Source organism: Caballeronia udeis (assembly GCF_044909315.1).
GTDB lineage: Bacteria > Pseudomonadota > Gammaproteobacteria > Burkholderiales > Burkholderiaceae > Caballeronia > Caballeronia udeis_A.
This window is the reverse complement of sequence record NZ_JBIYEB010000007.1, coordinates 235694-247438: the sequence shown is the minus strand read 5'-3', so window position 1 is coordinate 247438 and position 11745 is coordinate 235694. Positions and strand designations below refer to the sequence as shown.

Here is an 11745-nt window from a genome sequence, read left to right as displayed (position 1 = left end):
GAGTGTCAACAGGGCGTCGTTGCGCAATTGCTACATGCGCTATCGTTAAAATACAACGCCAATAATCCTAAAAGGGGATTGTTGACGGAACCGCAATAGATGATTGCCAGATCTGTTGATGATTGCGAGATGTTGCGCCGTTATACTTCAATTGCTGCTTTCCAAAGCAGACTTTTTCGTTGACGGAAAAGATCTCCAAACCTTGTCGGCGCGACTTCCCAGTCGCGCTTTTTTTTGCCTGAACGGACTCAGGTGCTGAACCCGCGTCAGGCGCTGTTTGCCTAGTTAACCGCTTCCAGTTCTTCTTCCCGGATAGCTTCGGCTTCATTCTCAACTGCGGGTGATTCCGCAGCCTCGTTGTTATCGAATGCAGGCGAACTCGATATTGTCCAGTCTTCCATTACATAACGGCGTGCATCCATTGGCGAGGACAACAGGTTCTGCCAGTGATCGCCGTGCCATGCCGGATCGAAATCCAGAGCTGAATGCGATTCCAATACTGCCTGGGGCGCTACCAACGTCCTGATCCACGAAAACATGCTTTTGAGTTCGGTCGTCACAGCAATGACCTCCTTTAAAAGTGCTTGCGGTACTCTTTTATGATGCCGATAGCTCGTTTCGGTAACAAGACTCGTAAACGCTTACGATTGGATAAGAGCAGTTACAAACCAAGTAAATATTTCCTTTTGGCGGATCTGGAGGGTTTAAATCCCGGATTATTACGACCGGTTGTTTCTTTTTAAACCCTCGTAAATGGAGATTCATACGGATCCGCTCGTGGTCCGCGCCGCCCGTGCGTCTGAACGCGGCGTAGCCGGTGTGGCTGGGGGCAGGAGCGTCCAATCGGCCGCGCTCGAATGGACGTGAGCTAAAATGTTCGATCGATACGCCGTCTTACTGCGCGGATCGCGTCCATTCCTCTTTTAGCGGTCAGCGCTGTGCTCCCAATCGTTGCCAATATAGTCAGTTCAGAACCGCTGGTTTTCGTCGACCTCGAAACGACGGGCGGTACCTTCGGCGTGAATCGCATTACTGAAATCGGGGTGGTCGAGGTCGGGCCGGCCGGTGTGACGCAGTGGAGTTCGCTCGTCAATCCGGAGCAGCCGATTCCGTTCTTCATCCAGCAACTCACTGGTATCAGCGATTCGATGGTGCGCAACGCGCCAACGTTCGAATCCATCGCGCATGATTTGCTGGCCCGCCTCGATGGGCGGCTGTTTATTGCACACAACGCCCGGTTTGATCACGGCTTTCTGCGCAGCGAGTTCAAGCGTGCCGGCATCAAGTTCCAGCCCGACGTGCTGTGCACGGTGCAGTTGTCGCGCGCCATCTATCCGGCGGAGCGCCGGCATGGGCTCGACGCGCTGATCGAGCGGCACGCGCTTGTTCCTGCTGCCCGCCACCGCGCGCTGGCCGACGCCGATCTGCTCTGGCAATTCTGGCAGCATCTGCATCGCGCATTTTCCACCGATGTCCTGCATGGCTATATAGAACAGGTCGCGCGACGTTTCCGGCTTGCCGGCGATATCGACGAGGACACCATCGAACAGATTCCGGCCGGCTGCGGCATTTATGTGTTCTATGGCGAGGACGATGCGCCACTGTATGTCGGGCGAAGTGTGCGCTTGCGCCAGCGGGTGCGTGCACATCTGTCGGGTCCGAAACGCTCGGCGAAGGATCTGCGGCTCGCGGAACTCGTCCGGCGAGTGGAATGGACCGCGACCGGCGGCGAGATCGGGGCGATGCTGGCGGAAGGGCGCTCGGTCGCGCGGCTGCGTCCGGCACATAACCGGCTGTCCAAAGCGCGCCGCGATGACCCGAGCCATGCACCCTGGACGTATCCGGGCGCCATCGCGATAGAGGAAACAGATGCGGCCACCTGCGCACGCGTGTGGCATGTGGTCGACGCCTGGCATTATTTCGGCATGGCCGGGTCACTCGCCGAAGCCGCGCAGCTGCGAGCCGCGGCGCCTGCGGCAGGCTTCGAGTTATCGACGTATCGAATCCTCAGCGAACGGCTGTCGCGCGGACTGACAATTGTGCCGCTCGCGGCCACGCCGTGCTTGTCGGGCGAACCGGTCTAGCCGACCGCGCCCACGCCGCCCGATGCGCACACGTGCGCCAACGCGCGCGCGAGCGGCGCGTTCTGGGCGGAATCGTAGCGGGTAAGATGTTTCCAGCGCGCGATGCTGTCGGCCAGCCGCAGCGGGCAGTCGTCGGCATGGCGCAGCGGCTCGACGCCAGCTAGCGCGGAGAGCAACGCGTTGGTCACGCTATCGAGCTTCGGCCGGGTATCGAGGGCAAGATCCGGTGGGGTCCCTTCGGGGGCATGTGACTTCCGCCAGTTATTGAAGAGGGCGTTCTGCACGTCCTTGCTCGCTTCTATCTGATCGCGAAAGAACAGCTGCGCAAATGCCGGGTCGATACCGGCGGACTTCGCGCGATTATTGATACCGGTCAGCAGCGCGGCTTCACGGGGTTGATCGGTGATCGGTTCGTGGTGCGCCCATTTCCAGCGCGCGACCGGCTCTGCGAGCGCCAGCCGTTGTGACGACAATGCGATGAGATTGGTGAAGGGCGTGTCGTCGCCATCAGCGCGAGCGGCCGACTGGCTTAGGGCGACAAGTGAAGAGACAGCGAGCAATGAGGCAATGGCCCGCAGAGTGCGTGAGAAGCGAGTGGAAAGCATGAGTGACCGATGGCGTGCAAAGATCTGCAGCTTAACCCATCGTGTTCGCGGCAATCATGCAGCGCGACGCAAGATTGGCAATCCTGGTTCGTGTTAATTCAGTTGGCGTGGCTCAACGCCATGCTTGCGCGCCTTCGCGGCATCGCCAGTAAGTGATGCCGCGCTGTTCAAGCGTGCAAAAACCGCAGCCTGCCCGAGGTCCGCAAAAAGACCGCATGACGCTCACATGCGTTGAACGCACGCCGGCAAGTTCCAGCAATTACTTCGAATCGCACAGGTTGCGCTGTTCGTCGAAGAAAGCCCGGACGTGTTCGGGCAATTCCGCGAGAAATTCAACTGCGACCGGTTCTTGATCCGGACATTGCACCTTGTCGGGTGTCGGGATTTTGGTCGGCTTGGCGTCCATCACTTTCTCTCCTTGTATGGGTCGATTATCAATCTCGACTCTGGCTTCCTGCTAGCGCCGAATGCGCTGTTGGAACTTTTACCGGTTGCTCTGTTGCTTTAACGGAACACCAGTCGGATGACTCAGGCACGTCACAGTTAATGGCGACGTTTGTGTTTCCCGATGACCCAATTCACTGCCGTCCCTTCCTTCCCGGCGCAAAGCGGCTATTCGTGGTTAACTCTATTACCGATGCCATATGCTGCTTTGCGGTAACTATTTCGCAAGACGTTTCAAACTCAACCCTATGCGACTCGGGTGTTGCCTGAGGTGGCGCAAGCCGCACTTCACGCCATATAACGCACCCCTCCTGATATTGATAACGGCAGTAAATGCGCGCGGTTGACCGGTTTATTATCTTTTAGGGAATTTCCTCTCTTCAATGTGTCCGCAAGCGCACATATGCACACAAGCTCATGTTCGCAAATTGGATAAATCCTAAGCATCGGCGAGGCGACGTGAAATGTTCGATTTGCGCTGAGTGAGCAGTCACTTAATCGTTGTTAACCTAAGGTGTTACGTTAAGTTAACCGCTCGGGGCAATGTGGCGAGCGGATACCGCTGAACTCGATACTCGAAACGGTCAGCGCCAGTCGGTTTGCGCGGGTATCGACTCGACTGAGCCGGTGGCCAGCGCAAACGCGGCCGCGGCCGAAAGCGCGCTGCTGTAGCTATCGGCCTCGGCGTTCTTCGCCGCCAACAACTGATTTTGTGCAAGCAGCGAGTCGGTGACCGAGCCGATCCCTTGGCTATACGCATCGAATGCGGCGTCGTAGGTCGTCTGCGCGGCGGCCAGCAACTCTTTGGCGGCGCCGTGCGCGCTCAGGCTGGTCTGCAGCGTGTTTTGGGAGACCACGATCTGCCGGACTGCTTCTTCGCGGCTTCGGGCGAGGCGGGTCGATGCGCTGTCTGCATCGTTGCGTGCCTGTCCAAGTACCGCCTGGCGCAAACCGCCGTCATACAGCGGAATTGTCACGCCAACGATCACGCTGCCGCCATACCGGCCACCGCTCAGGTTCACCGTCGGTAATTGCTGACCGATGGATGGGATGGCCGAAATCGATGAACTGCCGGGTTTGTACGCGCCGTTAGCCGAGAGAAATATCTTCGGCATGAATTCCGATTCGGCCGCCTTCACCTTCGCCAGATTGATGCGTTCGGCAGCATAGGCGCTCAACACATCCGGGCGCCGGGCGATGGCGGAAGACACGATCTGCTCGATCGAGTCGCTTGTCGGCGCCGGCAGCGTATGGGCGGGCATCTCCGCGATCATGGGTTTCAAGAGCGGCGAGATACCCATTGCGGAGATCAGCGCCAGATAGCTGTTGCTTTCGGCTCCCTGGGCCTGAATCAGCGCGAGCTTCGCCTGCGCGCGATTCTGGTTGGCCTGCGCCACTTCGATCACGGTGCCGATGCCATGCCCGTAGCGCGACTGCGCTGCCGCCAGGATTGCTGCGGCGTCGCCGAGAGCTTGGCCGGCCGTGGCGACGCGGGCGCGTGCGGCCTGGTACCCGTAGAACGCGACGCTGACATCGAAGATCACCTGCTGGTGGACAGCGGTGAAGCCGATGTTCGCTACCACCGATGCCTGCGATGCCGCCTCGACGCGCGCAGCGCGTCCGCCGAAATCGAAGAGCAGCCATTGCAGCGACAGCGCCGAGGTCGTGCCATGTCCCGTTCCGCCGGTTGACGAAGCACCGGGTATGGACGAGCTCGAATTCCGGGCGCCCGCGTACTGCCCCATCGCCGCAGCCGACAGTTGGGGAAGATACGCGCTCTTCGCGATGCCGGCCGCGAGCGCCATGTTGCGCATCGTTCCATGCGATACGAGGCAGCGGGTTCGCCGATTCAGCAAGGTCGATCAGTTCGGGCACCTCGTACGCATGCGCCGGGTCAAGCGTCGGCGGAGGAGGCACGGTGGCGAGTGCGGGATTCGCGGGTAACGTGTAGCCAAGTGTGTAGCCACCTCCCATTGCTGTCGATCGGGTCGACTCCGCCGGCCCGGGCACGATGGCGCCGTCCGTGTCCGTCAGAGGTTGCCAGGGACGGTCGGGGCTGTCAGGAGCCATGTCTACGGACGACGTGGCGCAGCCGGCCAAACTCGCCACGGCGAGGATCGCCAGCGCGAATGAAGGATCAAGCCGGAGCATGGGTCGTGAAGTCCTTCGCGGCGCTGTTCGGCGCGGCGTGTTCGAGTTGAGCGAGGCGTGCATCGCCAGATGCAGCAATGCTGCACGGGTGTCGTCGATTGGCGCATTTGCGTCCGCCAATGGCTGCAACGCGGTTGTCGCGCTGGTTTCAGCCAGGTGTTGCGGCGGATTGCCCATGATCCGTCTGAGCCAGCCGCCGATCGCGGCATCGCCCGGTCTCCGTTCGGCAAACAGGAATATTGGCGCCTCGAGCGCGGCGAGCTTTGCCAGCACGCCACGACGTTCGGCGATCCATTGCGGTTCCGGATGAACCCACGACGGCTCGTAATGCATCAGCGCCAGGTCCTGTTCCAGCGCACCGCGCTGAGCCATTGCACTCGCGGCCTGCGCGCGGCGCGTGGCGGAATTCGCCAGCGCCGAGAGCCGCTCCCACTGGTGCTGCAACGAGGTGAGCGTGGTGTCGACGCGCGCGGCCACACTGACGGGCCACACGCGAGTGAAGATCAGATACACGACCACGTTGCCGATTAGTATCCCGATCGTGCGATCTCGCGCGACCGTCAGATCGAAGCCGGGCGCGGCGCCCTGGATCACGCACATGAAAAAAACCAATGCGATCTGAAATCCTGCATAAGAGATGCGCGGTGAACCGAAGGCAATCCATGCCGACAGCAACGCACCGAGGAGCACGACCCCATCAATCCCACGACGGAGGTCATCGCGGGTATCACGAACACGACCGCCGCGGTACCGAGGAGCGCGCCCGCGAGGCACCCCGCAATGCGCAGCGTCATTTTCTCGACGGTTTCGGCGGTGGTGCCGAGCGACACCATGTAGACCGTGATGAAGCAGGTGTGGATGCCGGGCCAGTTGAGCTGCGAATAAAGCAGATAGCAAAACACTGCCGCTGCGGTGGTCTTCAATGCGTAGCGGATGTGCTCCGGATTCGTGAACGCGTCGGGCAGGAAGAACCCGCCACGCTTGTCCGCAGGCGGGGCGCTTTCGGCACTGGTTTTCAGATCGACGGTGACATCGGTTTCGGCCACGGCGAAGCGGGTGATTGCGTGCTGCAGTTCTTCAGCCACGATGCGCGCGAGCGGGGTCAGTTCTGCCACGCCGGGCAGATTGAGTTCGATATGCACCGGGTAGCCGCCCGCCTCGAGCATGCCGGCCATATTCTCCAGCGTGTCGATGATCGGCATGACGAACGATGCTGGCAGCCGGCTCGACGGTTCGCGGGCCGCCAGATCCGCTGCGACGAGGATCGCAAGCGTCGATGACACGGCTTGCCGCAGGGGGGGCAATATCGGCACGTGCCGACGATCCGTCGACTGCCGAAAGCGCCAGCCACGAGCTTATCTGCGCGTCCCCTTCGAGCAAGCAGGCGCCGAGTGCGTCGTGCGTTGCGTCGGGTTCAGCGAGGCAGCGAGCCGCGAGCCGCAGGCGCTTCGCCAACTCGCGGCCGGCGAGCCGCCGTGGCGACGGTGCAAGCGTCAGGTTGACACAGATCGATACCCCGATCGGAATCGCGACTATCACCCAAGCGTAAAGCAGGGCGCGTGTTGCCGCTTCGCCGAACGGCACGCTGCCGAGTTCGTCGAGCGTGAATCCGACGATCATCGCGACGATCGCACCGACTGGCCGCAGCTTGTTCGCCGACGTGACGAACAGCAGGGCGAGCGAGAGCCCCGCGATGCAAGCAACCCGCCAGACGGGGTCATCGAGGACGAATAAGGCCACGACCGTGATCAGCGCGACGACCAGCGTGACCAGCACCAGCATTGCCAGGCCCTGCACCACGCTCAATACCCGGTCCGGCTGGTTCAGGAAGAACACGACGTAGGCCGAGATCGCCGCTTCCGGCGTGCCGTAGGCGCTCGTCACCCAGACCGTCAGCGCGCAGATCAATGCGACGCGGCACGCCATTTCCGCTCGCCCCGGATAGGGCGCAAGCAGTCTCAGGAAATCGGCCGCGCCTGGCCGGGCGAGATCACCGGCAGGCCGCGCCATGCCGGACCTCGACTATCGCGCTTGCACCGACCCGGACGAGCCGGGCGGCCGGCTCATCCAGACGCACACGCACGGGGAAGCGCTGTGCAACCCGCACCCAGTTCACGGACTGTTGCACGATGGGCAACGCGTGCGGCAAATTGATCCGGTCGGCATCGGCATCGGCATCGGCATCGGCATCGGCATCGGCATCGGCGGCGCCCGCGCCAATGCCGACCACTTTGCCGTGGATCGCCTGGCTTCGGTCGATCATTGAATAGACGGTCGCACAATCACCCGGCTGGATTGCGCCAAGCGCCGTTTCCGGGAAGTTCGCGACGGCGAACCATTCGTCCGCGTGGATAAGTGTGAAGATCGACTAATTCGGTGCGACCGTCTCGCCCGCCAGCACCGAGAGGCCTGTGACAAAACCGTTGTGCGGCGCGCGTACAACCGTTGAGTCAAGGCTGTGCTGCGCGAGGGCGAGCGCTGCCTCGCGTGCGCGCACCACAGCGACGGCGTCTGACTCATCACCTATGGTCTGCGCGGCCGCCCGCTTTTGCTCTCGTGCCTGCTTAAGCGATAGCTCGGCATCGCGTTGCGCGACTTGCGCCTGGTCCAGTTGCTGGATCGGGACATATCCTTTTGCCGCGAGTGGCGTGAGCCGCTGAACGCTGCGCGAACTCAGCTCATAGTTGTGCGCGGCCTTGCCGGTCTGGTCGCCTGCGATGACCGCGTTCGCGCGCTCGCCGACCAGGGTCCTGCGGCGGGTGTCCAACGTGGCACGGGCCAGATCGAGGTCGGCCTGGGTCTGCGCCACGAGGAGCTGATGCGGAACCGGGTCGACCTCGAACAGCACATCGCCTTTCGCGACCCGCTGGTTGTCTGTCACAGCGAGCCTGATGATCCGGCCACTCACCGGCGATGCAATATGCACGACGTCGGCATCGATTGTCGCGTCATCCGTTGACGGATATCGGCTTGACCGGTCAGAGGCGTAATACAGCGCGGCAATACCAAGCGCGACGATCGCGCACGCGACCATGCGGCCTTTAAGAGCGCCTTTGCGCAAGCCGGCTATTTTCATAGGAGCGATCCGGTTACCGAAAGCCAAAAAATCACGGAAACCATCAAGCCGATGGCCATGCAGACAAAGAGCTGAAACGGGACGATCTGCGCCCATCCAGTGGAAACGAATATTCGATGGGTGAGGAGCGCGCCGACGAGTCCAAGCACGGCACTTAGCAGCCAGAGCGGAAAATACGCGCCGAAGATTTCATAAGACGGTGCGCCACGCAGCGTGCATCCCTGCAAGGACAGGGTCAGCGACGCAACGGTCGGAAGATGCCGCGTGCGGTACGCAATCCCGTCGCAGGCGCTTCTTTGATTTGGCTTGAACGGCATTGCGGCGCGGTGAGGTGGGGCGAAGTCAATGAAGACCATAGGAAAGCCAGAAAAATCACGGGGACTTTACCAGCGCAGCCCATTCATTTCGACGTTTTCCGCCGCCGGATAACTTTTATTACCTTTTGCGCTGACTCGTGCACAAAATCGAAATGGTTAATGATTGTGGCCCGTGTGTCTGAATACTGGTCGGCCAGATTAACGCGCTGTGTCGCGGAGGGTTTTGGGAACTTGAATAGATCTGTCGAATCAAGTAATGCGACAAACACGTTGGCGTCTCGCCGCTTTCTCCGGGTTCACCGCGTGTGCGGCCGCCCGAATTAGTCGCCACTGTATGCGGTGGCGACTTTGACACTCTCGTGGAATTCAGGAACCGAAATACACGGGTTTCATGCCGTTATTGGCGTCCGGACGAATCGACGACCGGATTGTGTTATCCACGCGATGCACCACTCGATCGAACGAACGAAGCGCACGGTGTGAACTTGACGCCGATGTACCGTCGGCGGCACCACCGTAGCCGGACGCAGTAGCGTTCTGCTGTGGCGCATTCGATTGAGCGAAAGAAACGGCGGGTACGGCGAGCACTGCGGCAACCACAACAGCTTGAATAAGCGATTTCATGATGAACCTCCACTCTTGGTTTGGCTGCGAACCGTTGTTCGAAGCCGGTGATCCAAGTGTAGGTAAGAGGTCTCTTAAGATTAAGATCTGCACGCGCAATTGGTTTTTGCGGTTTTTAGGGGTAAACCCTTAATTCTTGTTTCATTTAGCAGGAGCGTGCGTCCTGATATGAACATAAACAGCGTAGATCGCGTGATCAGTGATTCGTAATCGTCCACGAAATTGAAAACGTTGAACCGTTTTCCGTGACAAATCCAGACGAGATGCAGTTATCGGCCATCGGATCACAAGAGATTTGGAGGGACTGTTTGTCGTCAAAGCTGACAACAACGGTTGCCCCACGTGCGGTTTTCCGGTCGCCGCCCGAGACGTCATAGGTGAACTTCCGTTCAGTCTGCGCACCCGCCGTGGTGTTTCCGAGGATTAACAGTTTCCCGACCTTGGCGGTCCCGGGATCAAATAGGAGTTCAGCGGCCTCGCCCAGCTGCGTCTCGCTGGTCATTGCGACTGGCACAGTGAAATCGCCGGCCAACGCAGTTCGCGCGGCGGCGCACAACACGATCACACAAGCGGATTTAAACATGTCAAACGGGGCAGATCGGACAGCGAAAATGCTAGCACGAGCAATTTCTGTCTGCCATGCATCCGCTGATCACAAGCTGGTGAGGCCGAGTCGTACAGCGACGATCCATAACAATGCGGCAACTATGACGGCCGCTGCGGTCGCCAAACCGATCTGCCGCTTGCATCGCGTTGTCTGTTCCGGCGTGAGCTCGTGAGTGTCGCTGGACTTAGCCATTTTCGTGGCTCCCGGCGTTGATTTACATGAGGATTCCAGCATGACATTCTTTTAACCGAGCCTGAACCCGCGACTGCGATTCGGTTGCGGGCGAGCAACGTTCTTCCGCAGGAGCTAGAAAGGGTAAGTCGATTGGGGAAGCTGTTCAGCATCGATCGCATGAACAAGGCGCATGGCCGCCGAAGCGAGGGGCGCCTGTGCCCGGGGCACCGGAATATTGTGCCAATCCGGTTGCATGGCAGTTACTTGAACATCGAAAAGATTCAGAATCGAAAAACAAAAAGCCCAATCCGGGGACTGGGCTAAATTGCTTGATTCTATTTGGTGCCGGAAAGAGGAATCGAACCCCCGACCTTCGCATTACGAATGCGCTGCTCTACCGTCTGAGCTATTCCGGCATCAGAGAAACGAGATTATAAGTACCTTCCGGCGATTTTGGCAAGACCCCGGATCAATTCTTTTCTGCGTGGTAAAGCGTCACGCGCTCCACCTCATTTTTCGATCCGAGGAACACCGGCACGCGTTGATGCAGGTTGGTCGGAACGATGTCGAGGATGCGCTGCTCGCCATCCGTCGCGGCACCGCCCGCCTGTTCGACGATGAACGCCATCGGGTTCGCTTCATACAGCAGGCGCAGTTTGCCAGGACGATCCGGCGTGCGTTTGTCGGCGGGGTACATGAACACGCCGCCGCGGTTCAGGATACGGTGCACATCCGCCACCATCGACGCAATCCAGCGCATGTTGAAGTCTTCCTTGCGCGGGCCGTCCTTACCTTCGTTCAGTTCGTTCACATACTTTTGCACCGGCTCATACCAATGGCGGCTGTTCGATGCGTTGATCGCGTATTCGCGGGTGTCGGCGGGGATCTGCATGTTGCTATGCGTGAGCACCCACGAACCGAGTTCGCGGTCGAGCGTGAAACAGTTCACGCCGTAGCCGGTGGTCAGCACGAACACAGTTTGCGGACCATAGACTGCATAACCGGCCGCAACCTGCGCCGAGCCCGGCTGCATGAATGCCTGCTCGCTCGGCTCCATGCCATCCGGGCATCGGAGCACTGAAAAGATCGTGCCGATAGACACGTTCACGTCAATGTTCGACGAGCCGTCGAGCGGATCGAACGTGAGCAAATAATTGCCCTTCGGATAGCGGTTCGGAATCGGGAAGATTTTTTCCATTTCCTCCGACGCCATCGCGGCCAGGTTGCCGCCCCATTCGTTGGCTTCGAGCAGGATTTCGTTCGACAGGATGTCGAGTTTCTTCTGCACTTCGCCTTGAACGTTCTCGCTGCCGGCGGTGCCCAGCGCTTCACCCAACGCGCCCTTGCTCACTTGGTAGCCGATCTGTTTGCATGCGCGTGCGATCACTTCGATCAACAGCCGCAAGTCGGCGGGTAGGTTTTGATGTTCCCGCTGCTGCTCGATCAGATACTTGGTCAGCGTGGTGCGGCGGGAAATGGATGAGGGGGTCGACATTGCGTTGGCTCCAGGAGCGTTAGACGAATGCCTCAGATTCTACCCGCTCGGAATGTGTCTCCCGATGTCACGGGAATGCGGCGCACGTTTAACGGATTTCTGCGAAGCGGGTACCGGCGGGTTTTCGACACGTCCTTGCATAAAAAAACCGGCGCCGCAGCGCCGGTT

The 11745-nt window shown here is 59.9% G+C and carries 9 protein-coding genes, 1 tRNA gene and 3 pseudogenes; 1 reads left to right on the top strand and 12 read right to left on the bottom strand.

Features of this window, described 5'->3' with window-relative positions; translation table 11 throughout:
• Nucleotides 1-281: 281 nt before the first annotated feature.
• The gene (locus ABH944_RS14480) at nt 282-539 is read right to left on the bottom strand and encodes a hypothetical protein (RefSeq protein WP_404607352.1); all 258 of its coding nucleotides are present in this window, start codon (nt 537-539) and stop codon (nt 282-284) included.
• A 399-nt stretch (nt 540-938) separates the two neighbouring features.
• On the opposite strand from ABH944_RS14480, the gene ABH944_RS14475 reads away from it, so the two are divergent.
• A complete protein-coding gene (locus ABH944_RS14475; RefSeq protein ID WP_404607236.1) occupies nt 939-2084 on the top strand; it encodes an exonuclease domain-containing protein in 1146 nt (381 codons plus the stop codon).
• Here the strand turns inward: ABH944_RS14475 and ABH944_RS14470 are convergent.
• From ABH944_RS14470 to ABH944_RS14420, 11 genes and pseudogenes are all read right to left on the bottom strand, one after another.
• Nucleotides 2081-2689: a chorismate mutase gene (locus tag ABH944_RS14470; RefSeq protein ID WP_404607234.1), complete on the bottom strand. Its 609-nt coding sequence runs from the start codon at nt 2687-2689 to the stop codon at nt 2081-2083. The two genes, ABH944_RS14475 and ABH944_RS14470, sit on opposite strands and share 4 nt — an antisense overlap.
• Nucleotides 2690-2948: 259 nt before the next feature.
• Nucleotides 2949-3095 carry a hypothetical protein gene (locus ABH944_RS14465; RefSeq protein WP_165936517.1) on the bottom strand — a complete coding sequence of 49 codons (147 nt, stop codon included), beginning with the start codon at nt 3093-3095 and terminating at the stop codon, nt 2949-2951.
• Nucleotides 3096-3717: 622 nt separating this feature from the next.
• Nucleotides 3718-5284, bottom strand: a pseudogene (locus ABH944_RS14460) (TolC family protein).
• Nucleotides 5271-7294, bottom strand: a pseudogene (locus ABH944_RS14455) (FUSC family protein). The pseudogenes ABH944_RS14460 and ABH944_RS14455 overlap by 14 nt, the downstream one beginning before the upstream one ends.
• A pseudogene (mdtN, locus tag ABH944_RS14450) lies at nt 7275-8360 on the bottom strand (multidrug transporter subunit MdtN). The pseudogenes ABH944_RS14455 and mdtN overlap by 20 nt, the downstream one beginning before the upstream one ends.
• Nucleotides 8357-8677: a hypothetical protein gene (locus ABH944_RS14445; RefSeq protein WP_404607350.1), complete on the bottom strand. Its 321-nt coding sequence runs from the start codon at nt 8675-8677 to the stop codon at nt 8357-8359. Before ABH944_RS14445 ends, mdtN begins: the two are co-directional and overlap by 4 nt.
• A gap of 366 nt (nt 8678-9043) precedes the next feature.
• Nucleotides 9044-9301: a hypothetical protein gene (locus tag ABH944_RS14440; protein ID WP_404607231.1), complete on the bottom strand. Its 258-nt coding sequence runs from the start codon at nt 9299-9301 to the stop codon at nt 9044-9046.
• Nucleotides 9302-9497: 196 nt separating this feature from the next.
• A complete protein-coding gene (locus tag ABH944_RS14435; RefSeq protein ID WP_404607229.1) occupies nt 9498-9884 on the bottom strand; it encodes a hypothetical protein in 387 nt (128 codons plus the stop codon).
• A gap of 69 nt (nt 9885-9953) precedes the next feature.
• Nucleotides 9954-10100, bottom strand: coding sequence for a hypothetical protein (locus ABH944_RS14430; RefSeq protein WP_404607228.1), 147 nt, complete (start codon nt 10098-10100; stop codon nt 9954-9956).
• A gap of 322 nt (nt 10101-10422) precedes the next feature.
• A tRNA-Thr gene (locus ABH944_RS14425) sits at nt 10423-10498 on the bottom strand.
• Nucleotides 10499-10551: 53 nt separating this feature from the next.
• Nucleotides 10552-11577, bottom strand: coding sequence for a class 1 fructose-bisphosphatase (locus ABH944_RS14420; RefSeq protein WP_062090553.1), 1026 nt, complete (start codon nt 11575-11577; stop codon nt 10552-10554).
• Between the last annotated feature and the right edge of the window lie 168 nt (nt 11578-11745).

What these genes read in the sequence shown, in the direction of transcription:
- ABH944_RS14440 (WP_404607231.1), bottom strand. Translation starts at nt 9,301, where the DNA reads ATGAAATCGCTTATTCAAGCTGTTGTGGTTGCCGCAGTGCTCGCCGTA.
- ABH944_RS14480 (WP_404607352.1), bottom strand. Translation starts at nt 539, where the DNA reads ATGTTTTCGTGGATCAGGACGTTGGTAGCGCCCCAGGCAGTATTGGAA.
- ABH944_RS14445 (WP_404607350.1), bottom strand. Translation starts at nt 8,677, where the DNA reads ATGCCGTTCAAGCCAAATCAAAGAAGCGCCTGCGACGGGATTGCGTAC.
- ABH944_RS14470 (WP_404607234.1), bottom strand. Translation starts at nt 2,689, where the DNA reads ATGCTTTCCACTCGCTTCTCACGCACTCTGCGGGCCATTGCCTCATTG.
- ABH944_RS14420 (WP_062090553.1), bottom strand. Translation starts at nt 11,577, where the DNA reads ATGTCGACCCCCTCATCCATTTCCCGCCGCACCACGCTGACCAAGTAT.
- ABH944_RS14465 (WP_165936517.1), bottom strand. Translation starts at nt 3,095, where the DNA reads ATGGACGCCAAGCCGACCAAAATCCCGACACCCGACAAGGTGCAATGT.
- ABH944_RS14430 (WP_404607228.1), bottom strand. Translation starts at nt 10,100, where the DNA reads ATGGCTAAGTCCAGCGACACTCACGAGCTCACGCCGGAACAGACAACG.
- ABH944_RS14435 (WP_404607229.1), bottom strand. Translation starts at nt 9,884, where the DNA reads ATGTTTAAATCCGCTTGTGTGATCGTGTTGTGCGCCGCCGCGCGAACT.